This is a genomic window from Ideonella sp. (genome assembly GCF_041287625.1).
Taxonomy (GTDB): Bacteria; Pseudomonadota; Gammaproteobacteria; order Burkholderiales; family Burkholderiaceae_C; genus Ideonella.
The window spans coordinates 30675-52941 of record NZ_JBGGNH010000042.1; the positions used below are offsets into that span (position 1 = coordinate 30675).

Consider the following 22267-nt stretch of genomic DNA (forward strand, 5'->3'; position numbering starts at 1 on the left):
GGCGAGCCGATGCGACGGCTGGCAAGCCACTCTCGGAAACCGCGCAGCCCGGGCAGGCGCATTCCTTGCACGTTCGCGCCGCCAGCGCAGGCCGCGGCTTGCGCTGACAAGCGCGACACGGTGGCTGCCTACAATCGGCGCCAGTCTCAAATTGCCCGAACTCAGGGATACAACACAGGATCCGCCCGCCATGCAAGTGAACGCATCGATCTTCAAGGCCTATGACATCCGCGGCATCGTCGGCAAGACGCTGGACGAAAGCGTCGCCGAGCATTTGGGCCGCGCCTTCGGCACCGAGGCGCTGAAGGCCGGCGAAAAAGCCGTGGTTGTCGGCCGCGACGGTCGCCTCTCGGGCCCCGGCCTGATCGAAGCGCTCAAGCGTGGCCTGGCCTCGACCGGGCTGGACGTGGTGGACATCGGCGCGGTCACCACGCCCATGGTCTATTACGTGGCCGCGACCCGCGCCAAGCAGGGCTGCACCAGCGGCATCCAGGTCACCGGCAGCCACAACCCCAAGGACTACAACGGCTTCAAGATGGTGCTGGCCGGCCGTGCGATCTACGGCGAGGAAATCCAGGGCCTGCGCAAGCGCATCGAGGCCGAGGACTACACGGTGGGCAAGGGTCGCATCGCGGCGATGGACATCGTGCCCGAGTACAGCCACCGCATCGTCAGCGACTGCAAGCTGTCGCGGCCGATGAAGATCGTCGTCGACTCCGGCAACGGCATTCCCGGCGCCACCGGCCCGGCCATCCTGAAGGCCCTGGGCTGCGAGGTGATCGACCTGTATTCCAAGGTCGACGGCGACTTCCCGAACCATCATCCGGATCCGTCCAAGCCCGAGAACCTGGCTGACCTGATCAAGGTCGTGCACGCCACGGGTGCCGAGCTGGGCCTGGCCTTTGACGGCGATGGCGACCGCCTGGGCGTGGTCACCAAGGGCGGCGACATCATCTACCCGGACCGCCAGTTGGTGCTGTTCGCGCGCGACATCCTGGCGCGCGTCAAGGGTGGCACCATCATCTATGACGTGAAGTGCACCCAGCGCCTGGCGCCGGAAGTGGAAGCTGCTGGCGGCAAGCCGCTGATGTGGAAGACCGGCCACTCGCTGGTCAAGGCCAAGCTGAAGGAAACCGGCGCGCCCATCGCCGGCGAGATGAGCGGCCACATCTTCTTCTCCGAGCGCTGGTACGGCTTCGACGACGCGATGTACACGGCAGGACGGCTGCTGGAGATCCTCTCGCGCAGCGACGACCCAAGCGCCGTGCTGAACGCGCTGCCCACCGCCTTCAACACGCCAGAGCTGAACGTCCCGTGTGCCGAAGGCGAACCGGCACAAGTCATTGCCAAGCTGCTCGAAACCGCCAAGTTCCCCGGCGCCGAAATCATCACCATCGATGGCCTGCGCGCCGAGTACCCGGACGGCTTTGGCCTGGTGCGCGCCTCCAACACCACGCCGGTGCTGGTGATGCGTTTCGAAGGTCACACACCCGAAGCCATGCATCGCATCGAAACCGACTTCATGGCCGCGCTGCGCACCGTGAAGCCGGACGCCGAGTTCGCCGCTGCAGCGCACTGATCTGGCGCTGGTCGCGGAGCGCGCTGTCGTGTCTGAGGGGCTGGCGCGCGCCGCCTATTCCACGCTGTTCCGGCTGCTGATCCCGGCCTACCTGCTGCGGCTGTGGCTGCGTGGCCGCGCCGAGCCCGGCTACCGCGTGGCGCTGCCGCAGCGGCTGGGTTTCGGCGAGCCGGCCATCGCGCCGGGCGCGCTTTGGTTGCATGCGGTGTCGCTGGGCGAGACCAAGGCGGCAGCGGCGCTGGTCGACGCGCTACGCCTGCAGCGACCTGGCCTGCGGCTGCTGTTGACCCACGGCACGGCCACCGGCCGCGAAGCTGGCCAGGCTCTGTTGCGCGAGGGCGATGTGCAGGCCTGGCTGCCGGTGGACACACCGGGTGCCGTGCGGCGCTTCCTGCGCGCCACGCGGCCTGCGGCCGGCGTGCTGATGGAAACCGAGATCTGGCCCAACCTGCTGTACGAGGCTGGCCGCATCGGTCTGCCCATGGTGCTGGCCAATGCACGCCTGAGCGAGCGCAGTGCCCGCAAGGGCGAGCGGCTGCGCGCGCTGCTGGCACCTGCGGTGCAGGCGCTGTCGCTGGCACTGGCGCAAAGCGAGGCCGATGCGCAGCGCCTGCGCAGCGCCGGTGTGCCAGACGTGCAGGTGGCCGGCAACCTGAAGTACGACCTGCAGCCGCCCTCGGCGCAGCAGGCCATCGGCGAAGCCTGGCGTGCCGCGCTGGCACGGCCGGTGGTGGTGCTGGCGAACTCGCGGGATGGCGAAGAAGCGCTGCTGTTGCGCGAATGGGGTCAGGCGTTTGCGGCCTGCGGCGAGCAGCCCTTGCTGCTGATCGTGCCGCGGCATCCGCAGCGTTTTGACGAGGTGGCGAGGCTGGTGGCGCAGGCCGGGCTGTCGCTGGCCAGGCGCAGCAACTGGGCCGGTGGCGAGCCGCCGCCCGAGGCCGCGCAGGCCGATGTGTGGATGGGCGATTCGCTGGGCGAGATGTCGCTGTACTACAGCCTGGCCGACGTGGCGCTGCTGGGCGGCAGCTTCCTGCCGCTGGGCGGGCACAACCTGATCGAGGCGGCGGCCAACGGCTGCCCCATCGTGCTGGGTCCGTCGACCTTCAACTTCGCCGAGGCTGCGCAGCTGGCCTTGGCCGCCGGTGCAGCCCGGTCAGCCCAGGACATGCCGCAAGCACTGGCCATGGCAAAAGATTGGCTGGCACATCCGCTCGCGTTGAGCGATGCCGTGGCGCACGCGCAGGCCTTTGCGTCCAAACACCGGGGCGCCGCGGCCCGCATGGCCAGCGCGATCCTGGCGCGCATCAAGTAGCCCGCCTGCGCACCCGCTTGGCACCCGGTTCGGCGTACTCGCCGAACCGGGTGCCCCATTTATTTCGCGAGCAGCGCGTTGGCGGCGGCGATGTCGCTCGGGTTCAGTTCACCCGAAGCCTGGCGCAGCTTGAGCTTGCCGAGGATCACGTCGTAGCGGGCCTTGGCCAAGTCGCGCTGCGTGGTGTAGAGCTTGGTCTGGGCGTTCAGCACGTCCAGGTTCACGCGCACGCCCACTTCGTAGCCCAGCTTGGTGGCATCCAGCGCCAGCTTGCTGGACACTTCGGCGGCTTCCAGCGCCTTGATCTGCGCCATGCCGGACTGCACGCCGAAAAACGCGGTGCGCGTGCCCTGGGCCACGCCGCGGCGTGCGGCCTCCAGGTTGTTGACCGACTGCTCTTCCAGCGACAAGGTTTCCTTGATGCGATTCTGCGTCGCAAAGCCGGCGAACAGCGGCACCGTGACCGTCAGGCCGATGGCCGAGTTGCCGTTGTTGCCCTTGAGCGCGCCGACTGAGGTGTCGGTGTCCACATGGCCCTTGGTGTAGCTGCCGGTGAGTGCCACGGTGGGCAGGTGGCCGGCGCGGGCCTTGGAAGTTTCCAGCTTGGCCACGTCCAGCCCGAGCCGGGCTTGTTCGATGGTCGGGTTGTTGGCGTCTGCCGTGATGACCCATGGGTCCACCGATGCGGGTGCCAGCTGCGGCAGCACGACCGGCACGGCCAACGGCCGCGGCTGCAGGCTGTCGCGGCCGACCAGCTGCTCCAGCGCCACGCGCTTGACGCGCAGGTCGTTGTCGGCGGCCAGTTCCTGGGCCAGCGCCAGGTCATAGGCGGCCTGGGCTTCGCGGGTGTCGGTGATGGTCGCGGTGCCGACTTCGAAGTTGCGCTGCGCCGAGGCCAGCTGCTCCTTGATGGCCGCCTTGTTGGCGCGCACCGTGTCCAGTGCATCGCTGGAGGCCAGCACGTCGAAGTAGGCCTGGGCCAGGCGCACGATCAGGTCCTGCTCGGCGGCGCGCAGCTGCGACTGGGCGATGACCACGGCCTTGTCGGCCTGGTCGATCGTGATGTCGTTCGGGCGGTTGAACACGTTCTGCGAGGCCGACAGCGTGGCCGAGTGGGCGTTGGTCTCGCTGCTCTTGGGCGTGGTGTAGGGCGTGTCGCTGGTGCTGCGCGAGATGCCGGCCGTCAGCTGCACGCCGGGCAGGCGCAGCGCCATCGTCTGGTCGGCGCGGTACTGGGCCGAATCGGTGGCGGCGCGCACTGCGAGGTAGGTCGCGTCGTACTGGTGCGCTGCGTCGTAAAGGTCCTGCAGGCTTTGGGCATGGGCGCTGCCGGCCAGGCACAGGGCGGCCAGGGCCAGCGGCGACAACGCGCCCAGGCGGTGGCTCAACAGACGAACGCTAGAAAACGGCATGGTGCTTTCCTCAGGATGCGCGAGAGACAAGAGACAAGGGTGCGGACTGGGCCGGCGTTGTGTTCGGGGCGGCAAGGCGCGGGCGCTGCTCAGTAGCGCGCCACGCCGGCATCGACCTGGGTGGACCAGGCCTCCGTGCCGCCGGCGAGGTTGTACACGTGTTCGTGGCCTTGGCGCTGCAGGAATGCGACGACTTGCGCGCTGCGCATGCCGTGATGACAAAAACAGACGATGGGCTGCAGGCCCGCCAGTTCGGCCAGCCGCGCCGGCACCTGGTTCATCGGCATGTGCAGCGTGCGTGCGCCGGGCACTGCCAGCGGTGCCAGCGCCACCTCCCAGTCCTCTCGCACGTCCAGCAGCAGCGTGGGCTGCCCGGGGTCTTCGGCGGCCGCTTCGGCCACGAAGGCTGGCAGGTCCTGCACGTTCAAGCTGTTCATCTGGACGAGGTGGTCAGGTTGGCGGGTTCAGAAGTGGAAGCGGCTCACTTCGGCGAAGTCGTCCAGGCGCGGCAGCACGGTGTCGAACAGGTCGACCTTGGTGATGCCTGAGGCGCTGGTGCGGGTGCGCAGCGTGGCGCGCATCACCGGCTCTTCGCCTTCCACGGCCACCAGCCGGCCGCCCACCTTCAATTGGTCCAGCAGCACCTGCGGCACGGCGGCCACCGAGCCGGACAGCATGATCACGTCGAACGGCCCTTCGGCGGCCAGGCCCTGGCTGCCATCGGCCTCGCTCACCGTCACGTTCGAGAGGCCGGCGCGGCGCAGGTTGTCGGTCGCCATCTTGACCAGCGCAGGGCGGATCTCCAGCGAGATCACGCGCTGCGCGCGGTGGCCCAGCAGCGCGGCCATGAAGCCCGAGCCGGCGCCGATTTCCAGCACCGTTTCATGGCGCTGCACCTTGGCTTCCTGCAGCAGCCGGGCCTCGACACGGGGCGCCAGCATGACCTGGCCTTCGGGCAGCGGCACCTCGGTGTCGACAAAGGCCAGCGCGCGGTAGGCCGGCGGCACGAAGTCTTCGCGCTTGACGACGGCCAGCAGTTCCAGCACGGCGGTGTCCAGCACATCCCAGGGGCGGATCTGCTGTTCGATCATGTTGAAGCGGGCTTGTTCGATGTTCATGGCGTGTCCTGCAAAAGAGGCGAGGGCGGGCGAGCTGGACGCACTGCGCCGACTCGCTGGGTTGGCGGCACGGCCGCGCGGGTTAACCCTTCATTTTAGGCAGCTTCTCGGCCTGTATTTCTGCTGGCGGTGCCTCGGAAACCCGCGCTTGCGCAGCCGCTTGCAAATCGCCCTCCTGCGGCCTGCTCAGCCCCAGCAACAGCAGTTGCAGGTGCTCGCGGATGAAGGCCCGTGGGTCCGACTGCGCCAGGTCCGCATAACCGCAGGCGTCCAGCGTGTGCTTGTGCATGCACATCATGATCAAAGGCATGACGATGCTGTGAACCGCCACATCAATGCTCACCGGCCGGAACTCGCCGCGCTCGATGCCGGACTGCACCAGCCGGGCAATCACCGCGCTGCCGGGCTGCACCACATGCTCGGCGTAGTACTGTGCCAGCTCCGGGAAGTTGCGCATCTCGGTCAGCACCAGCTTGAAGACACCGGAGGCCGGGCTCTCGAAAATCTTGACCCACCATTCCGCCAGCACATCCACCAGCATCTCGGTACAGCTCCCGGTATGCGCCTGGCGCACCCGTTCGCCTTCGGCGATCTCGGTTGCCAGCGTCTGCTGGATCACCGCCTTCAGCAGGTCTTCTTTGCTGGGGAAGTAGAGGTAGAGCGTGCCCTTGGACACGCCAGCCCGCTGCGCCACCTCGTCGGAGCGGGTCGCGGCAAAGCCTTTTTCGACGAACAGCGCCAGCGCCGCATCCAGCAATTCCTGGGGGCGGGCGTCTTTGCGGCGCTGGCGTTGGGACGGTTCGGACATGTTAATGACTGACTGGTCAGTAATGCTAGCAGGCTGGTTCTGCCCGTCAAGCAAAGGCTTGGCGCGGGCCGTGCTTAAGGTGTGGCCTGGACTCAGGGTTGTCCCGAGGCGGCGGGTATCATCCCGCCCGATTCGCGGGGTCCCCCCGCGCTAGCTCAAGGAGATGCACTTGGATTGGTTGCTGCTGCTGAAGGCCGCCGTGATGGGCGTGGTGGAAGGCCTGACGGAATTCCTGCCGGTGTCGTCCACGGGGCATCTGATCCTCGCCGGCTCGGTGCTGGGGTTTGAGGGCGGCAGCCTGACGCCGGAGAAGGTCAAGGCCTTCGAGATCTCGATCCAGACCGGTGCGATCCTGGCCATCGTGCTGGTGTATTGGCAACGCCTGACGGCGGTGGTGCGTGGTTTGGGCACCGACCGCAACGCGCGCCGCTTCGCATTGAACGTGCTGATCGGCTTCCTGCCGGCGGTGGTGTTTGGCCTGTTGATCGGCAAGAAGGTGCAGGAACTGCTGTTCACGCCACTGATCGTGGCGGCCACCTTCATCATCGGCGGCTTCATCATCCTGTGGGCCGAGCGGCGCAAGAACGTGGTCATCCGCGTGGCCGAGGTCGAAGACATGACGCCCTGGGACGCGCTGAAGATCGGCCTGGTGCAATGCCTGGCCTTCGTGCCCGGCACCAGCCGCTCGGGCTCGACCATCATCGGTGGCATGCTGTTCGGCCTGTCGCGCAAGGCGGCCACCGAGTTCACCTTCTTCCTGGCCATTCCCACGCTGATCGGCGCCGGCGCCTACAGCCTGCTGAAGGTGCGCCACAGCCTGGTTGCGGCCGACCTGCCGCTGTTCGCGGTCGGCTTGGTGTTCTCGTTCATTGCTGCCTGGGCCTGCGTGCGCTGGCTGCTGCGCTATGTCTCGACCCACAACTTCAATGCCTTCGCCTGGTACCGCATCGGCTTTGGCTTGGTGATCCTGCTGACTGCCTACACCGGCATGGTCAGCTGGACCGATTCCTGATGGGGCACCCGGTCTCGCGGATATGCAAGACCACCCGCCGGGCGGGTTGCGCAGGCCGCTTGGGAGCGGCCCGGCGCTGGCCTGCGGGCGCGCCGTCAGCGGGCTAGCGGCGGACGAAGACCAAATCCCAAACACCGTGGCCCAGCTTCAGGCCGCGGGCTTCGAACTTGGTCAGCGGGCGGTAATCAGGACGGGGCGCGTAACCCTGTGCGGTGTTCGTCAACGCCGGCTCGGCGGACAGCACTTCCAGCATCTGCTCGGCGTAGGGTTGCCAGTCGGTCGCGCAGTGCAGCGTGCCGCCCAGCGCCAGGCGGCTGGCCAGCAGTTGCACCAGCGGCGGCTGGATCAGGCGGCGCTTGTTGTGCTTCTTCTTGTGCCACGGGTCCGGGAAAAAGATGTGCACGCCCGCCAGCGTGGCCGGGGCGATCATCTGCTCCAGCACCTGCACGGCGTCGTGCTGCACGATGCGCAGGTTGCTCAGCTCCTGCTCGCCAATGCGCTTGAGCAGCGCGCCCACGCCGGGCGTGTGAACCTCAACCCCGATGAAGTCGGTGTCCGGCCGGCCAGCAGCGATCTCGGCCGTGGCCGCGCCCATGCCAAAGCCAATCTCCAGCACCAGCGGCGCCTGCCGGCCGAACACCGCCGCGGCGTCCAGTGGCTGGTCCTGGAACGGCAACACGAAGCGTGGCCCCAGTTCTTCCAGCGCACGTTGCTGGCCAGTGCCCATGCGGCCGGCGCGCAGCACGAAGCTGCGGATGCCGCGGCGCGGCGCGGCCGAGTCGCCGGCGGGCGAGGTGTCGTCGTCCGAAGGCGTGTCGGCGGAGGATTCGGGCAGGTCGTTCATCACGTGGGCGAAAGGCGGCGCGCGAGATGCGCATCGCGAGGAAGGGGAGCGCATTTTGCCAGGGCATCCTGGGCAATGATGGCCGACTGGCCGACGACCTGCAGCGACGCGTCAACGCCGATTTCGCGAAGTACCGGCCCTGACGCACATCAAGCCCGAGGTGGGTGCCGGATCGCGTAAACTCCTGGCCTTCGCGGGCGTAGTTCAATGGTAGAACTTCTGCTTCCCAAGCAGATAGCGTGGGTTCGATTCCCATCGCCCGCTCCAGACCACCGCACCCAAAAGCCAAGGCCTCACCGCCTTGGCTTTTTTGTTGCCGCCGCCGTGTGGCATGCAGGCCTCGCGGCCGGGGCCGCGCCCGACCCTGCAGGCCAATCGCTTGGCCGCTTGAGCCAATGCCAGGTGGGCGGCCCGCCGCTAGTGGTTTGTCCGACTGGGGTCGGCTTTGGACGCGCGCGTACAGTCACATGCAACAAAAACGAACGGTCGTTCGTTTTAATTTCGAGTGTTTTAGGAGCTCCCGGATGCGTTTCCAGCGCCCCCTGTTTTTGCTGCCCGTGGTCGCTGCCGTGTTGGCTGGCTGCGGTGGCAGTACCGACGCGCCACCCCCGCGCGCCACGATTGTTTTGGCGCAGCTGGCCGGCCAGGCCACCACGGCTCAGATCGACGCTGGGACCACCGCCACCGGCCTGATCGGCCTGACAGGCGCCGCGGTCTGCAACGTGGACATCCGTTACGTCGTCTACCAGACCCGCGACCCTGCCGGCCAGCCGGCCACGGCCAGCACTGCCGCCTTCGTGCCCTCGGGCACCGATGCCAGCTGCACCGGCTCCCGCCCTGTCGTGTTGTACGCGCACGGTACGACGATCGAGAAGGCCTACAACATGGCCGACATCGTCAACAACTCCGAAGGCAGCCTGGTTGCCGCGCTGCTGGCGGCGCATGGCTACATCGTGGTCGCGCCGAACTACCTCGGCTACGACGAATCGGGCCTGGACTACCACCCGTACCTGAACGCCGAGAACAGCGCCATCGACATGGTCGACGGCCTGCGCGCCGCCAAGGCCTACCTGAACGAGGCCAGCGCGGTGAAGCCTTCGGCCCAGCTGTTCGTGACCGGCTATTCGCAAGGCGGCCACGTGGCGATGGCCACGCACAAGATCATCGAGCGCGACTACGCCAGCGAGTTCACCGTCACGGCCTCGGCGCCGATGTCCGGCCCGCACAACCTGGCCAAGTTCATTGCCCAGATCAACAGCGGCCCGGACGTTTGCCCCACGCTGGGCTCGCCTGATGTGAACTGCACCGTGAACGCCGGTGCCACGCTGTTCACGCCGCTGCTGCTGACCAGCTGGCAGCGCTCGTATGGCGACGTGTACAGCGACGCTGCCAGCGTCTACCAGGCACCGTATGGCGCGGCCACCGCCACGCTGCTGCCGACCAACAGCTCGGTGGAAACCTTGCTGACGACTGGCAAGCTGCCGCCTGACAGCACCTTCCGCAAACTCTTTGGCACCGGCGGCTTGATCCAGGAAGCCTTCCGGGCAGCCTACTTCACCGATGCCAACAGCGGCTTCAAGAAGGCCGCTGCCGCAAACACCCTGCTGGGTTGGACGCCCAAGGCGCCGATGGCCATGTGCTATAGCGCGGCAGACCCCACCGTCTACTCGTACAACACGACCGACATGCAGGCCGACTTCGCGTCCCGCGGCGTGCTCGTGCCGGCGCTGGACGTGCGTGGGAACACGACGGCAATCGCCGGCAGCCTGGGCCTTGCTGCAGCACAGGTCGCCGGCGCGTTCCAGGTGACCTATCCGGCGACCGGCACCGCGGTCGGCACGCCCGGCACCGAGTCGGACCATGCCAACGCGGCGCCGTTCTGCGCCACCTTCGTGCGTGGCTTCTTCTCCAGCCTCGTCCAATGAATGCCGAGCGCCAAGGATTCAAACCGATGACTTCCCGATTCCAATTCCCTTCGCTTTCGACCAGCCTGCGCGCAGCCGTGCTGGCCGTGCTGGCCATGACCGGACAGGCCCACGCGGCCGACGCCGACACGGGCTCCGGCAGCATGCTTGACGGCTGGAGCTTCTACCTGGGTGGCGCTTACATCGACGTGCATGCCAAGTCCAGCCCGCTGAGCGGCACCAGCACCACGTTCCCGGACGGCAGCACCCATGCCGCGCGTTTCCGCATTGACGATGCCAGCACCGTCGGCTTTGGCCTGGTCTACCGCTTCAACAAGACCTGGAGCGGTGAGCTGGCACTGGGCTTGCCGCCAGAGCACAGCATCCACGGTGATGACTTGCTCCAGTCCTTCGGCCAGATCACCTTGGTCAAGCAGGCGCCACCGACGGCCTTCCTCAACTACCACTTCCCTGAAGTGGCAGAAGGCGTGTCTTTCTTCGTCGGCCCGGGTATCAACTACACGCGTTTCCTGCGCGCCCGCAACACGGCTGCCGGCAATGCGGCCGCCGGTGGCGAGACCAAGGTCAAGCTGGATCCGTCCTGGGGCCTGGCGGGCCACGTGGGCGGCACCTGGCAGATCGACCGCAACTGGTCCTTCGTCGGCACCGTGGCCTATGCGCACGTGGCCAGCACCCAGACCTCGACCACCCAGACCAACCTCGGCGACGGACCGGTGACGGTGACGCACACCGCGAACATCAACTTCCGCCCGGTCGTTTATTCGCTGTCGCTGGGCTATTCGTTCTGAGCTTGGCGCGCCGGCATGTCCGGCGCCTGCCCCGATTCAACGCCGCGCTTGTCGCGGCGTTTTCCATGAGCCTGGCCATCGTTTGAACTGAGGGGCGGGCTCCGTGTTTTCCGCCGCGCGGTGGCGTCGGCTTCGGGCATCATGCACAGCGAACACAGGGATCCCTCATGTCCGCCACGCCTTACCAGGTCTTTTGCCTCAGTCCCAAGCTGCCCGATCTGATCACCTCGGGCTTCGGCCCCTTTGTGCTGCGCAGTTGCGCCACGCTGGACGCCTTGTCCGAGCAGCTCAACACCCAGGTCGCCGACGGCAGCGAGATCGGCCCGGCACTGTTGATCCACCTGCCCACTGCGGGCGGGCTGGACAAGCTGCTGCAATGGCCCGGGCTGGCGCGCGCGGTGATGGCTGCGGCCGTGCTGGTGGTGGCACCCGAGCCGGCACCGGCCACCTGCCTGAAGCTGCTGCAGGCGGGGGTGCGCGAGATCCTGTCGGAGCGCGAGGTCAATGACGAGATGATGGGCCGCTCGCTGCGCATCGCGCTGGAGCGCAAGCGCCAGGACGACGCCGCCCGCCGCGCCTACAGCATCGACCTGACGACCGGCCTGCCCAACCACCACCAGTTGCTGGAACACATGACGCACCTGCTGGCGCTGCGCGAGCGCGAGCCGGCGTCCATGGCCTTGATTGTTCTGCACCTGGACGGCTTCCGTGCGGCAGAGGCCAGCCTGGGCACCGAATCGGCCAACGTGCTGCGCCGCAAGGCGGCGGTGCGCCTGCGCGCCTCGCTGCGCGCGAGCGACGTGGTGGCCTCGCTGGGCGGCGACATGTTCGCGGTGCTGCTGGCCTGGATCGACGCCGACGACGACGCCGAGCGGGTCGCCCGCAAGCTGCTGTCCTCGGTCACCCAGCCCTTCCAGGTGACCGGCCACAACGTGCCGCTGGGCGCGCGGGTCGGCGTGGGTCAATACCCCGCACATGGCAAGGACGCGCAGGCGCTGCTCACGCGCGCCGTCAGCCAAGCCTCGGGCGAGGCCATCAGCCGGCTGCGCAGCGTGGGCGCCGCGGCGGCCAACGACGACGAATAGCCAGCACTGAAGCACCGCTCCGCGGCGCGGCCGGCTTCACTTCATCACTTCAGGATGTCGCCCAGGCACAGGTACTTGGTTTCGACATAGTCCTCGATGCCCTGGCGCCCGCCTTCGCGGCCCAGGCCCGACTGCTTGACACCGCCGAACGGCACTTCGGCGGTTGAGATCAGCCCGGTGTTGATGCCGACCATGCCGTACTCCAGCGCTTCGCCGACGCGAAAGACACGGCCCACGTCGCGGCTGTAGAAGTAGCTGGCCAGGCCGAACTCGGTCGCGTTGGCCAGTTCGATGGCTTCGGCCTCGGTTTGGAAGCGGAACACCGGCGCGACCGGGCCGAAGGTTTCCTCGCGCGAGCAGCGCATCTCGGCCGTAGCATCGGCCAGCACCGTGGGCTGGTAGAAGCGGCCTTCGATCAGCTCGCCGCCGGTCACCACGCGCGCGCCCTTGCTCACCGCGTCCGCCACGTGTTCCTGCACCTTGGCAATCGCCGCGTCGTCGATCAGCGGGCCCAGTGTCACGCCGGCCTCGAAGCCGTTGCCGACCTTCATCGCCGCAGCCTTCTCGGCCAGCTTCTCGACGAAGCGGTCGTAGATGCCGTCTTGCGCATAGAAGCGGTTCGCGCAGACGCAGGTCTGCCCGGCGTTGCGGTATTTGCTGGCCATCGCGCCTTCGACCGCGCTGTCCAGGTCGGCGTCATCGAAGACGATGAAAGGCGCGTTGCCGCCCAGTTCCAGCGACAGTGCCTTGACCGTCGGTGCGCACTGCGCGGCCAGGATGCGGCCAACCTCGGTCGAGCCGGTGAAGGACAGGTGGCGCACCACGTCGCTGCTGCACAGCACCTTGCCCACTTCAATCGACTGCTCTGCGTCCGCCGTCAGCACGTTCAGCACACCGGCCGGCATGCCGGCGCGCTGTGCCAGCTCGGCCACCGCCAGCGCCGACAGCGGCGTGGCCTCGGCCGGTTTGATGACGACGGTGCAGCCGGCGGCCAGCGCCGGCGCGACCTTGCGGGTGATCATTGCGATCGGGAAATTCCACGGCGTGATGGCCGCACAAACGCCCACCGGCTGCTTGATCACCAGATAGCGCTTGTTGCCGTCGGTGGTCTGCACGGTTTCGCCGTAGACCCGCTTGGACTCTTCGGCAAACCACTCGATGAAGCTGGCGCCGTAGCTCACTTCGCCCTTGGCCTCGGCCAGCGGCTTGCCTTGCTCGGCGGTCATGATGCGGGCCAGGTCGTCGGCATTGGCATGCAGCAGTTGGAACCACTTCATCATGATGGCCGCGCGTTCCTTGGCCGTCTTGCCCTTCCAGGCCGGCCAGGCGCGGTTCGCCGCGACGATGGCGTGGTGCGCCGACTCTGCGCCGTGGTTGGCCACCTCTATGAGCAAGGCGCCGGTGGCCGGATCGTTGACCGCAAAACGGCCGGGCGCGGGCGCCCATTCACCATTGATCAGCGCGTCGCTCTTCAGCAGACTGGGGTCGCGAAGGGCGCTCAGCGGGCTGTTGCTGGGGGTGTTGCTCGTGTCCATCGAAATCTCCGGAATCGGCCGGTCGCTGCCGGCAAGGTTGGACGCGGACTCTACAGCGCGCGTTCCGCGAATCGCATGTCGGCTGTGTTGCCTTGTGTTGCCTGGTTCAGCGCCGCGGCACGCCCGGCAGCACGCACAGCATCTCGTACAGCAGGTTGGCGCCCAGCAGCGAGGTGTTGCCGCTGGGGTCGTAAGGGGGAGAAACCTCCACCAGGTCGCAGCCCACCAGGTTCAGCCCGAAGCAGCCGCGGATGATCTCCAGCGCCTGCGGCACGTTCAGTCCGCCGATCTCCGGCGTGCCGGTGCCACCGGCATAGGCCGGGTCAATGCCGTCGATGTCGAAGCTGAGGTAGCAGGGCGCGTTGCCAATGGCTTCGCGGATGCGCGCCATCAGGGGGGTGAGCGACTGCCACCACACCTCGTGCGCCGGCACGATGGTGAAGCCCTGGCGGCGCGGCCAGTCGAAATCGTCCGCAGCGTAGCCCGAGCCGCGCAGGCCGATCTGCCAGACCTTGTGGTTCTGCAGCAGGCCTTCGTCGACCGCGCGGCGGAACGGCGTGCCGTGCGCAATGCGCTCGCCGAACATGTCGTCGTTGACGTCGGCATGCGCGTCCACGTGGATCAGCGCGACCGGGCCGTGTCGTTCGGCGACCGCGCGCAGGATGGGCAGCGCAATCGTGTGGTCGCCGCCCAGGGTCAGAGGAATGCAGCCTGCCGCCACCACCGGCCGGTAGAACGCGGTGATGATCGGGACGGACTTTTCCAGCGAGTAGGTGTTGATCGGCACGTCGCCCAGGTCGGCCACCTGCAGCGCATCGAACGGCGCAGCGCCGGTGGCCATGTTGTAGGGCCGGATCAGTGAAGACTCGGCGCGGATCTGCCGCGGGCCGAAGCGCGCACCGGCGCGGTTGGAGGTGCCGATGTCCAGCGGCACGCCGATGAAGGCAGCGTCCAGGCCCACGGGCGAGGTGGCGACCGGCAGCCTCATCATGCTGGCCAGCCCGCCGAAGCGCGGCATGTCGTTGCCGCCCAAAGGAATGTTGAGTTGTCGCGTCATCGTGTGTCTCTCAGGCGCGGCGCCCGCGCATCCACTCCAGCGCGCCCATCAGCGCGGTGGTGAACAGGATCAGCAGCGTGGCCACGGCGGCAATCGTCGGGTTGATGTTCTCGCGGATGCCGGTGAACATCTGCCGCGGCAGCGTCACCTGGTCCGGCCCGGCGATGAACAGCGTGACCACCACTTCGTCGAACGAGGTGGCAAAGGCGAACAGCGCGCCCGAGATCACGCCCGGCGCGATGACCGGCAGCGTCACGCGGAAGAAGGTCTGCAGCGGCCCGGCGCCCAGGCTCAGCGAGGCGCGCACCAGGTTGTGGTTGAAGTTCTGCAGCGTGGCCAGCACGGTGGTAACGACAAACGGCGCGCCGAGTGCCGCGTGCACGATGATCAGCCCGGCATAGGTGTCCGACAGGCCGATGCGTGCGAAGAACAAATAGCAGGCCACGCCGACGACGACGATGGGCACGACCATCGGCGCAATCAGCACGCTCATCAGCAAGCCCTTGCCGGGGAAGTTCGCGCGCGCCAGGCCCACGGCGGTGAGCGTGCCCAGCGTGGTGGCAATGACGGTGGCGGCCGGCGCAACGATGAAGGAATTCTTCGCCGCGCGCCCCCATTCGTCCGACGTGAAGAGGTTGTGATACCACTGCAGCGACCAGCCCGGCATCGGGTAGGCGAGGAACGAAGACGCCGAGAACGACAGCGGCATGATGGCCAGGATGGGCAGCAGCAAATACAGCAGCACGCCCAGGCTGAACAGGCGCAGCGCCCACCAGCCGGCCTTGTCCAGCAGCGTGAAGTGGGCCGGGAACTGTGGTCGCAAGAACGAGAAAAAACTCATGCCGTTACCCCAGGCTCAGTTCGGACTTCACGACGCGGCGGTACAGCGCATACAGCACCAGCGTGGCCGTCAGCAGGATGGCGCCCAAAGCGCACGCCATGCCCCAGTTGATGTCGACGTTGGTGTACTGGGCGATGTAGTAGCTCAGCATCTGGTCGTCCGCACCGCCCAGCAGTGCGGGTGTCACGTAGTAGCCAATGGCCAGGATGAAGACCAGCAGGCCGCCCGCGCCCACGCCGGGCAGCGTCTGCGGCACGTAGACACGGAAGAAGGCCGCCAGCGGCGGGCTGCCCAGCGACACCGCTGCGCGCAGGTAGGTCGGCGAGACCGACTTCATCACGCTGTACAGCGGCAGGATCATGAAGGGCAGCAGGATGTGCGTCATCGAGATGATCACCCCGGTGCGGTTGAACAGCAGCGCCAGAGGTTCCTGAATCACGCCAACACCCATCAGCGCACTGTTGACCAGGCCCTCGCGCTGCAGCAGCACGATCCACGCGGCCACGCGCACGAGGATACTGGTCCAGAACGGCACCAGCACCAGGATCATCAGCACATTGGCCTGGCGCGCGTTCAGCGTGGAGAGCCAGTAGGCCAGCGGATAGCCCAGCAGCAGGCAGCACAGCATCACCACCGCGCTGATCTGGAAGGTGCGCAGCAGGATGGACGAGAACACGCGCTGGTCCGGCGCCACACGTTCCAGCCCGCCCTCGGCCTTGCGCTTCAGGTCCACGGCAGTGAGCAGGTAGTCCGGCGTCCAGCGGCTGGCGTTCTTGGCAATCGCCTGCCAGTACGGCAGCTCGCCCCAGCGCGGGTCCAGCGCCAGCAGCTGCTCGCGCAGCGCGTCGGGTGCGGGCGTGGTGCCTGCGGGTTGCAGCTGCGGCAGCGCGCGGTAGGTGCTCATGACCAGCGAACGCGAGCCGGGCTGTTCGGTGTTCAGGCGCCTTGCCAGCGCACCGGCCTGCGCCGCTTCGGGCAGGGCCGCCAGGTCTTCCACCACAGCCGCATAGGCGGCAGGGGCGGGCGGTTGGTGGCGGTCCCACTTCGAGAGCGCCTGCGCGGTGCGGGGCAGGGCGTTGGCCACTTCCGGGTTCTCCACGGCGCGAATCAGCAGCGCGCCGATGGGCACCAGGAAAGTGGCCAGCAGGAACAAGAGCAGCGGCAGCGTGAGCGAGATCGCCGCCAGGTGCCGGCGGCGCTGGGCCCGCGCCAGCGAGCGGGCCAGCGCATTGCCTTCGGGGGCGGGCGCCGGTGCGGCGGCGAGTGTCGTCACGGTGCTGCTGCTCACGGCTTCAGGCCATCACTGCGCGGCCCAGGAAGCAAAGCGCTTTTCCAGCGCCTCGCCCTGGTCGGCCCAGAAGCCGATGTTGAACTGCAGCGCGTCCTTGCTGTTGGCCGGCGAGGTCGGCAGCAGGGCCAGCACCTTGGGGTCCAGCTTGGCCAGGGCCTTGTTGTTGGTCGGGCCGTAGGAAATGTTCTGCGCGTATTCGGCCTGCGCGCCCGGTGCGGCAGCGGCGGCGATGTACTTCATCGCCAGGTCCTTGTTCGGCGAGCCCTTGGGGATGACCCAGTAGTCCAGGTCAAAGATGCCGCCGGTCCAGCTGATCTTCAGGTTCTTGCCTTCGCGCTGCGCGGCGTCGATGCGGCCGTTGTAGGCCGTGGCCATCACCACGTCACCGGCCACCAGGAACTGCGGCGGCTGCGCGCCGGCTTCCCACCACTGGATGCTGGGCTTGAGTTCGCTGAGCTTCTTGAAGGCGCGGTCCGCGCCGGCCGGCGTGGCCAGGACCTTGTAGACGTCCGCGCTCTTCACGCCGTCGGCCATCAACGCGAATTCCAGGTTGTAGCGCGCGCCCTTGCGCATGCCGCGCTTGCCGGCGAACTTCTTGGTGTCCCAGAAATCGGCCCAGGTCTTGGGGCCGTCCTTGAGCTTGTCGCCGTTGTAGGCCATCACGGTGGACCACACGAAGGCGCCCACGCCGCACTCGGTCACGGCAGCGGGCTGGAAGTCAGCCTTGCTGCCAACCTTGCGCCAGTCCATCTTCTCGAACAGGCCTTCGTCGCAGCCGCGCGCCACGTCCGGGCTTTCGACCTCGACCACGTCCCAGCTGATCTTGCCGGTTTCGACCATCGCCTTGATCTTGGCCTGCTCGCCGTTGTATTCCACGATCACCAGCTTGGCGCCGCTGCTCTTCTCGAACGGCTCCACATACGCCTTCTTCTGCGCTGCGCCATTGGCACCGCCGAAGTTCACCACCGTCAACTGGCTCTGGGCCAGCGCTGGCAGCGCGGCCAGCATCGCCGCGGCCGCAAAGGCCATGGACGTCTTCTTCATCGCAATAACTCCTGAAAGGGCTTGAGGGAGGGACGTGTCGTGCAGCGAGAGAAGTCACGGGCCGCCGTCAGCTTGCGCTGCGGTGCCTCTTGATGTGTGCGAGCCTCGAACGGGCCTTTGGATCTTGTTCAGTGATAGATGCGCAGGTAGGGCTGCGGAATGTGCAGCCACACTGCCTGGCCGACGACCGGTTGCAGCCCGCCCGCGAGCGGCAGCTTGACGGTCGCCGGCGCCTGGCCATTGACGGCGCAGCGCAGCCGCAGGTGGTCGCCGAAATAGATGATGTCGGTCACGGCGGCCTGCACCGCATTGCCCAGCGCCTCGGGTTTGACCAGGCAGGGTTCGATGCGCTCGGGCCGCACCGAGGCCAGCACCTGTGTGCCCGGCAGCGCGCGGTTGATGTTCAGCCCGGTCAGCCGCTCGCCGGTGGGCAGCACCAGCTCGCAGCTGTCGCCATCGGACTGGCCCACGGTGCCGGCCAGCAGCGTGCTGTCGCCGACGAAGCCGGCCACGAAGCGGTTCACCGGCGTTTCGTAGAGCTGCTCGACCGGGGCGATCTGCTGGATCAGGCCGTCGTTGAAGACGGCCACGCGGTCGCTCATGGTCAGCGCCTCGCCCTGGTCGTGCGTCACGTAGACGAAGGTCACGCCGAGCTTGCGGTGCAGTTCCTTCAGCTCGATCTGCATGTGCTCGCGCAGCTGCTTGTCCAGCGCGCCCAGCGGCTCGTCCATCAGCACCAGCTGCGGCTCGAACACGAGGGCGCGGGCCAGCGCCACGCGCTGCTGCTGGCCGCCGGAGAGCTGGCCGGGCAGGCGCTCGCCCTTGCCGACCAGCTGCACCATGTCCAGCGCCCTGGCCACGCGGGTGGCGATCTCGCCCTTGGGCACCTTGCGCACCGTCAGCGGGTAGGCCACGTTGTCCGCCACCGAGAGGTGCGGGAAGAGCGCGTAGTTCTGGAACACCATGCCGAAGTTGCGCTTGTGCGGCGGCGTGCGCGTGATCGGCGAGCCGTCGAGCAGGATCTCGCCTGCGGTGGGCGACTCGAAGCCCGCGAGCATCATCAGCGTGGTCGTCTTGCCGGAGCCAGACGGGCCCAGCAACGACAGGAACTCGCCGCGCTGGATGTCCAGGTCCAGCGAACGCACGACGAGGCTGAGCCCGTCGTAGGTCTTCTGCACACCGGCGAACCGGACAAGAGGCATTGTGGGCATGGTGTTCACGTCGGCTTCAGCCTTGCTGGACGGCGGCGCTGAAGGCCTCGCCCAGGACGGCGAGGCCTTCGTCCAGCAGCGCGTCGCTCGCAGTCAACGGCACCAGCACGCGGATCACGTTGGCATACACGCCGCAGGAGAGCAGCACCAGGCCTCGCTTGATGGCTTCGGCGCACACACGCTTGGTCAGGTCGGCATCTGGCTGTTCATGGTCGCCGTCCTTGAACAGCTCGACCGCGACCATCGCGCCCAGGCCGCGCACGTCCTGGATCTGCCTGTGCTTGGTGGCCAGCGCCTTCAGGCCAACGGTGAGCTTCTCGCCCACGGCCACAGAGCGGGCCAGCAGTTGCTCTTCCTCGAACACGTCCAGCACCGCCAGCGCCGCGGCGCAGGCCAGCGGGTTGCCGGCATAGGTGCCGCCCAGGCCACCGGGCAGCGGCTTGTCCATCAGGTCCGCGCGGCCGATCACGGCCGAGAGCGGGAAGCCACCGGCCATGGACTTGGCCATCGTCACGATGTCCGCTGCCACGCCCCATTGCTCGCTGGCCAGCCAGGTGCCGGTGCGGCCGGCGCCGGTCTGCACCTCGTCGGCGATCAGCACGATGCCGTGCTGGTCGCACAGCTTGCGCAGCGCCTGCACGAAGTCCTTGGGCGCGACGTAGAAGCCGCCTTCGCCCTGCACAGGCTCGATGATGATGGCGGCGACACGGGCCGCTTCCACGTCGTACTTGAAGATGTGCTCGACCGAGCGCAGCGCCTCGGCGGTGCTGATGCCGTGCAGCGGGTTCGGATACTCGGCGTGATAGATCTCGGCGGGGAATGGGCCGAAGCCGGCCTTGTACGGCGCAACCTTGCCGGTGAGCGCCATGCCCAGCAGCGTGCGGCCATGGAAGCCGCCGCCGAAGGCGATCACCGCCTGGCGGCCAGTGGCTGCGCGGGCGATCTTCACGGCGTTTTCCACCGCCTCGGCGCCGGTGGACAGGAAGTAGGCCTTCTTGGCGAAGTCGCCAGGCGTTTTCTCGATCAGGCGCTCGGCGAGTTCGACGTAGGGCTCGTAGGCCAGCACCTGGAAGCAGGTGTGGTGGACCTTGTCCAGCTGCGTCTTCACGGCGGCGACGATCTTCGGGTGGTTGTGGCCGGTGTTCAACACCGCGATGCCACCACCGAAGTCGATGTAGCGCTTGCCTTCCACGTCCCAGACTTCGGCGTTCAGCGCGCGCTCGGCGAAGACCTCGTAGGTCTGGCCCAGCCCGGTCGGCAGCGCAGCGCGGCGGCGCGCCATCAGCATCGCATTGTTCGGAGCTTCGTGTTTCATGGTCTTTGCCTTCCTGTCCTGGTTTGCAGGTGAGGCGCCGACTTTAGGCTTCATGACACGGGCGTTACCATGTACAGCGCGAGGTCTTGTGCGGTGCACTGTGCAGGCCGCAAGACCTGTACAGCGCGCCACCGCGGCGTTCCCCATGCTCCAGCTTCAGCCCCAGTCCAGCATTTCGCTGGTGGCCCAGATCGTCGAGGGCCTGCGCTCGCAGATCGAGCAGGGCGGGCTGCGTGCCGGCGCCAAGGTGCCGTCCATCCGCCAGTTCGCGCATGCGCACCAGGTCAGCGTGTTCACCGTGGTCGAGGCCTACGACCGGCTGGTGGCGCAAGGCTGGCTGGCCTCGCGCCCGCATTCGGGCTTCTTCGTGCGGCGGCGGGCGCAGGCGGATGGCCGCGAAGGCGGCCCGGCCCGGGCCCAGGTGGCGGCAGTCCAGGGCTTCGATGCCATGTGGTACATGCGCAAGATCTTCGAGCACCGCCACCTGTCCATCAAGGCCGGCTGCGGCTGGCTGCCCGGCGACTGGCTGGCCGAAGACGGCCTGCGCCGTGCGCTGCGCAGCCTGGCCAGCGAAGACGCAGACCTCGGCGGCTATGGCGACCCGAAAGGCTATCCGCCGCTGCGCCAGTTCATTGCCGAGGCGTTTGCCGAGCAGGAGGTGCAGGTGCACCCCAGCCAGGTGCTGCTCACGCAAGGCTCCAGCCAGGCGCTGGACCTGGCGGTGCGCCGCCTGGTGCGCGCGGGCGACACCGTGCTGGTCGACGACCCCGGCTATGCCAACCTGCTGTTCAGCCTGCGCTTCCAGGGCGCCACGCTGGTCGGCGTGCCGCGCACGCCGCAGGGCTACGACCTGCCCGCGCTGGAGCGGCTGATCGTGGCGCACCAGCCCAAGGTGTTTTTCACCCAGCCGCGGCTGCAGAGCCCCACCGGTTCGGTGGCGCAACTGGCGCATTTGCACCGCGTGCTGCAACTGGCCGAGAAGCACGACCTGACGATTGTCGAGAACGACATCTACGTCGACCTGGACCCGAACCCGCGGCCATCGCTGGCCAGCCTGGACCAGCTGAGCCGCGTCATCACGGTCGGCAGCTATTCCAAGACCATCTCGCCCAACATCCGCGTGGGCTACCTGGTGGCGCACCCGGACATGGTGGAAGACCTGGCGCAGTTGAAGATGATTGCCGGGCTGACCAGCGCCGAATTCGGCGAGCGGCTGGCGCTGGGCGTGCTGATCGAAGGCCGCTGGCGCAAGCACCTCAAAGGCCTGCGCGAGCGCCTGGCGGAGGCGCACCAGCAGGTCGGCCACCGCCTCTCCAGCCTGGGCTTCGAGCTGTTCGCCGAACCCAAGGCGGGCATGTTCCTGTGGGCCCGCCACCCTCTGGTCAGCGACCCGGTGGCACTGTCCAACAAGGCGGCCGACCACGACATCATGCTGGGCCCCGGCCACCTGTTTTCAGCGGACCTGGGCCCCACGCCGTGGATGCGTTTCAACGTGGCCTTTTCGCTGGACACCAAGCTGGGCGAGTTCTTCCAGGCGCAGGGCCTGGGCTGAGGCCCTCAGCGCGCAAAGAATGGCCTGTCGTTGTCGCAGGCCGGGTCCGGGCCGTAGGCGGTGTCGATGACGCGGTCGTCGAAGCCCATGCCCACCATGAAGCGCTGGCAGAACGGGGTGTCGTAGCGGTAGGCCCAGACGATTTCTTTCGGGTAGTGCACGCCGAACGTGGTGCCGGGCCGGCCGATCGCGAGCCGCACTTCGTCAGCCGTCATGCCGGCCTTGATCGCGTTGAAGTTGCGCTCGGTCAACACCTGCTCTCCACTGACAAGCCTGTCCTGGCTGTCGAAGCGGACCAGCCACGTGAACCTGCCGAATGGGCCGGCGGCAAACTCCAGCGTGTGGCCGCCACCCGGTTGCGGGTAGTCGCCGGTCGGCTGGCCGAGCTGCCGCGTCACTTCGGCGGGGCTGGCCCCGGGTTCGAATTTCGGCGGAGAGAAGATCGCGCAGCCACCGAGGCTGGCCACCGTGGCGGCGGCGGCAAGGCCACGCCAAGCGTTGGAAAAGAAGATCGAGATCGTCATCGCGATGAGCTTAC

General features: G+C 67.6%; 20 protein-coding genes and 1 tRNA gene. 8 read left to right on the forward strand and 13 right to left on the reverse strand.

What is annotated here, in order from left to right; genetic code table 11:
- The first annotated feature begins 190 nt into the window (after positions 1–190).
- Positions 191–1579, forward strand: coding sequence for a phosphomannomutase/phosphoglucomutase (locus ACAH41_RS16715; RefSeq protein WP_325653978.1), 1389 nt, complete (start codon positions 191–193; stop codon positions 1577–1579).
- Between the two features lie 28 nt (positions 1580–1607).
- Positions 1608–2891: a 3-deoxy-D-manno-octulosonic acid transferase gene (locus ACAH41_RS16720; RefSeq protein ID WP_325653977.1), complete on the forward strand. Its 1284-nt coding sequence runs from the start codon at positions 1608–1610 to the stop codon at positions 2889–2891.
- A gap of 59 nt (positions 2892–2950) precedes the next feature.
- On the opposite strand, the gene ACAH41_RS16725 is transcribed toward ACAH41_RS16720, so the two are convergent.
- The 4 genes from ACAH41_RS16725 to ACAH41_RS16740 all read right to left on the reverse strand — a co-directional run bounded on the left by ACAH41_RS16725 (position 2951) and on the right by ACAH41_RS16740 (position 6229).
- Entirely contained in the window at positions 2951–4303 is a 1353-nt protein-coding gene (locus ACAH41_RS16725; protein WP_325653975.1) for a TolC family outer membrane protein, read from the reverse strand.
- Positions 4304–4392: 89 nt separating this feature from the next.
- The gene (locus tag ACAH41_RS16730; RefSeq protein ID WP_325653974.1) at positions 4393–4740 is read right to left on the reverse strand and encodes a rhodanese-like domain-containing protein; all 348 of its coding nucleotides are present in this window, start codon (positions 4738–4740) and stop codon (positions 4393–4395) included.
- A 27-nt stretch (positions 4741–4767) separates the two neighbouring features.
- On the reverse strand, positions 4768–5421 hold the full coding sequence (locus ACAH41_RS16735) for a protein-L-isoaspartate O-methyltransferase (protein ID WP_370538379.1): 654 nt from the start codon (positions 5419–5421) through the stop codon (positions 4768–4770).
- A gap of 82 nt (positions 5422–5503) precedes the next feature.
- Positions 5504–6229, reverse strand: a complete 726-nt coding sequence (locus tag ACAH41_RS16740) for a TetR/AcrR family transcriptional regulator (RefSeq protein WP_325653970.1) — start codon at positions 6227–6229, stop codon at positions 5504–5506.
- Positions 6230–6398: 169 nt separating this feature from the next.
- Between ACAH41_RS16740 and ACAH41_RS16745 the strand changes: the two genes are divergently transcribed.
- Positions 6399–7241, forward strand: a complete 843-nt coding sequence (locus tag ACAH41_RS16745) for an undecaprenyl-diphosphate phosphatase (protein WP_325653968.1) — start codon at positions 6399–6401, stop codon at positions 7239–7241.
- A 103-nt stretch (positions 7242–7344) separates the two neighbouring features.
- On the opposite strand, the gene trmB is transcribed toward ACAH41_RS16745, so the two are convergent.
- Complete coding sequence (trmB, locus tag ACAH41_RS16750) at positions 7345–8088, reverse strand: tRNA (guanosine(46)-N7)-methyltransferase TrmB (RefSeq protein WP_370538380.1); 744 nt, start codon at positions 8086–8088, stop codon at positions 7345–7347.
- 190 nt (positions 8089–8278) lie between these two features.
- Here trmB and ACAH41_RS16755 point away from each other — a divergent pair.
- The 4 genes from ACAH41_RS16755 (at position 8279) to ACAH41_RS16770 (ending at position 11883) form a co-directional block, all read left to right on the forward strand.
- Positions 8279–8352 (forward strand) — tRNA-Gly (locus ACAH41_RS16755).
- Positions 8353–8609: 257 nt separating this feature from the next.
- On the forward strand, positions 8610–10010 hold the full coding sequence (locus ACAH41_RS16760) for a prolyl oligopeptidase family serine peptidase (protein ID WP_325653964.1): 1401 nt from the start codon (positions 8610–8612) through the stop codon (positions 10008–10010).
- Between the two features lie 26 nt (positions 10011–10036).
- Complete coding sequence (locus ACAH41_RS16765) at positions 10037–10798, forward strand: OmpW family outer membrane protein (protein WP_325653962.1); 762 nt, start codon at positions 10037–10039, stop codon at positions 10796–10798.
- Positions 10799–10965: 167 nt separating this feature from the next.
- Complete coding sequence (locus tag ACAH41_RS16770; RefSeq protein ID WP_325653960.1) at positions 10966–11883, forward strand: GGDEF domain-containing protein; 918 nt, start codon at positions 10966–10968, stop codon at positions 11881–11883.
- Positions 11884–11927: 44 nt separating this feature from the next.
- Here the strand turns inward: ACAH41_RS16770 and ACAH41_RS16775 are convergent, their stop codons facing one another.
- The 7 genes from ACAH41_RS16775 to gabT all read right to left on the reverse strand — a co-directional run bounded on the left by ACAH41_RS16775 (position 11928) and on the right by gabT (position 20177).
- Entirely contained in the window at positions 11928–13418 is a 1491-nt protein-coding gene (locus ACAH41_RS16775) for an NAD-dependent succinate-semialdehyde dehydrogenase (RefSeq protein WP_325653959.1), read from the reverse strand.
- 106 nt (positions 13419–13524) lie between these two features.
- Positions 13525–14475: an agmatinase gene (gene speB, locus ACAH41_RS16780; RefSeq protein ID WP_325653957.1), complete on the reverse strand. Its 951-nt coding sequence runs from the start codon at positions 14473–14475 to the stop codon at positions 13525–13527.
- Positions 14476–14485: 10 nt separating this feature from the next.
- Positions 14486–15316 carry an ABC transporter permease gene (locus ACAH41_RS16785; RefSeq protein ID WP_325653955.1) on the reverse strand — a complete coding sequence of 277 codons (831 nt, stop codon included), beginning with the start codon at positions 15314–15316 and terminating at the stop codon, positions 14486–14488.
- 4 nt (positions 15317–15320) lie between these two features.
- A complete protein-coding gene (locus ACAH41_RS16790) occupies positions 15321–16604 on the reverse strand; it encodes an ABC transporter permease (protein WP_325653953.1) in 1284 nt (427 codons plus the stop codon).
- A 12-nt stretch (positions 16605–16616) separates the two neighbouring features.
- Positions 16617–17651 carry an ABC transporter substrate-binding protein gene (locus ACAH41_RS16795; RefSeq protein ID WP_325653951.1) on the reverse strand — a complete coding sequence of 345 codons (1035 nt, stop codon included), beginning with the start codon at positions 17649–17651 and terminating at the stop codon, positions 16617–16619.
- A gap of 128 nt (positions 17652–17779) precedes the next feature.
- On the reverse strand, positions 17780–18862 hold the full coding sequence (locus ACAH41_RS16800) for an ABC transporter ATP-binding protein (RefSeq protein ID WP_325653949.1): 1083 nt from the start codon (positions 18860–18862) through the stop codon (positions 17780–17782).
- A 16-nt stretch (positions 18863–18878) separates the two neighbouring features.
- The gene (gene gabT, locus ACAH41_RS16805) at positions 18879–20177 is read right to left on the reverse strand and encodes a 4-aminobutyrate--2-oxoglutarate transaminase (protein ID WP_325653947.1); all 1299 of its coding nucleotides are present in this window, start codon (positions 20175–20177) and stop codon (positions 18879–18881) included.
- Positions 20178–20322: 145 nt separating this feature from the next.
- Here gabT and ACAH41_RS16810 point away from each other — a divergent pair, with 145 nt between their 5' ends.
- Positions 20323–21729 carry a PLP-dependent aminotransferase family protein gene (locus ACAH41_RS16810; RefSeq protein ID WP_325653945.1) on the forward strand — a complete coding sequence of 469 codons (1407 nt, stop codon included), beginning with the start codon at positions 20323–20325 and terminating at the stop codon, positions 21727–21729.
- Between the two features lie 5 nt (positions 21730–21734).
- On the opposite strand, the gene ACAH41_RS16815 is transcribed toward ACAH41_RS16810, so the two are convergent.
- Complete coding sequence (locus tag ACAH41_RS16815; protein WP_325653943.1) at positions 21735–22253, reverse strand: hypothetical protein; 519 nt, start codon at positions 22251–22253, stop codon at positions 21735–21737.
- Positions 22254–22267 lie beyond the last annotated feature (14 nt).

Bases quoted from the DNA above. Each gene is read 5' to 3' on its own strand.
- ACAH41_RS16715 (WP_325653978.1), top strand. From the start codon at position 191: ATGCAAGTGAACGCATCGATCTTCAAGGCCTATGACATCCGCGGCATC.
- ACAH41_RS16725 (WP_325653975.1), bottom strand. From the start codon at position 4,303: ATGCCGTTTTCTAGCGTTCGTCTGTTGAGCCACCGCCTGGGCGCGTTG.
- ACAH41_RS16730 (WP_325653974.1), bottom strand. From the start codon at position 4,740: ATGAACAGCTTGAACGTGCAGGACCTGCCAGCCTTCGTGGCCGAAGCG.
- ACAH41_RS16735 (WP_370538379.1), bottom strand. From the start codon at position 5,421: ATGAACATCGAACAAGCCCGCTTCAACATGATCGAACAGCAGATCCGC.
- ACAH41_RS16740 (WP_325653970.1), bottom strand. From the start codon at position 6,229: ATGTCCGAACCGTCCCAACGCCAGCGCCGCAAAGACGCCCGCCCCCAG.
- ACAH41_RS16760 (WP_325653964.1), top strand. From the start codon at position 8,610: ATGCGTTTCCAGCGCCCCCTGTTTTTGCTGCCCGTGGTCGCTGCCGTG.
- ACAH41_RS16765 (WP_325653962.1), top strand. From the start codon at position 10,037: ATGACTTCCCGATTCCAATTCCCTTCGCTTTCGACCAGCCTGCGCGCA.
- ACAH41_RS16770 (WP_325653960.1), top strand. From the start codon at position 10,966: ATGTCCGCCACGCCTTACCAGGTCTTTTGCCTCAGTCCCAAGCTGCCC.
- ACAH41_RS16775 (WP_325653959.1), bottom strand. From the start codon at position 13,418: ATGGACACGAGCAACACCCCCAGCAACAGCCCGCTGAGCGCCCTTCGC.
- speB (WP_325653957.1), bottom strand. From the start codon at position 14,475: ATGACGCGACAACTCAACATTCCTTTGGGCGGCAACGACATGCCGCGC.
- ACAH41_RS16785 (WP_325653955.1), bottom strand. From the start codon at position 15,316: ATGAGTTTTTTCTCGTTCTTGCGACCACAGTTCCCGGCCCACTTCACG.
- ACAH41_RS16795 (WP_325653951.1), bottom strand. From the start codon at position 17,651: ATGAAGAAGACGTCCATGGCCTTTGCGGCCGCGGCGATGCTGGCCGCG.
- ACAH41_RS16800 (WP_325653949.1), bottom strand. From the start codon at position 18,862: ATGCCCACAATGCCTCTTGTCCGGTTCGCCGGTGTGCAGAAGACCTAC.
- gabT (WP_325653947.1), bottom strand. From the start codon at position 20,177: ATGAAACACGAAGCTCCGAACAATGCGATGCTGATGGCGCGCCGCCGC.
- ACAH41_RS16810 (WP_325653945.1), top strand. From the start codon at position 20,323: ATGCTCCAGCTTCAGCCCCAGTCCAGCATTTCGCTGGTGGCCCAGATC.
- ACAH41_RS16815 (WP_325653943.1), bottom strand. From the start codon at position 22,253: ATGACGATCTCGATCTTCTTTTCCAACGCTTGGCGTGGCCTTGCCGCC.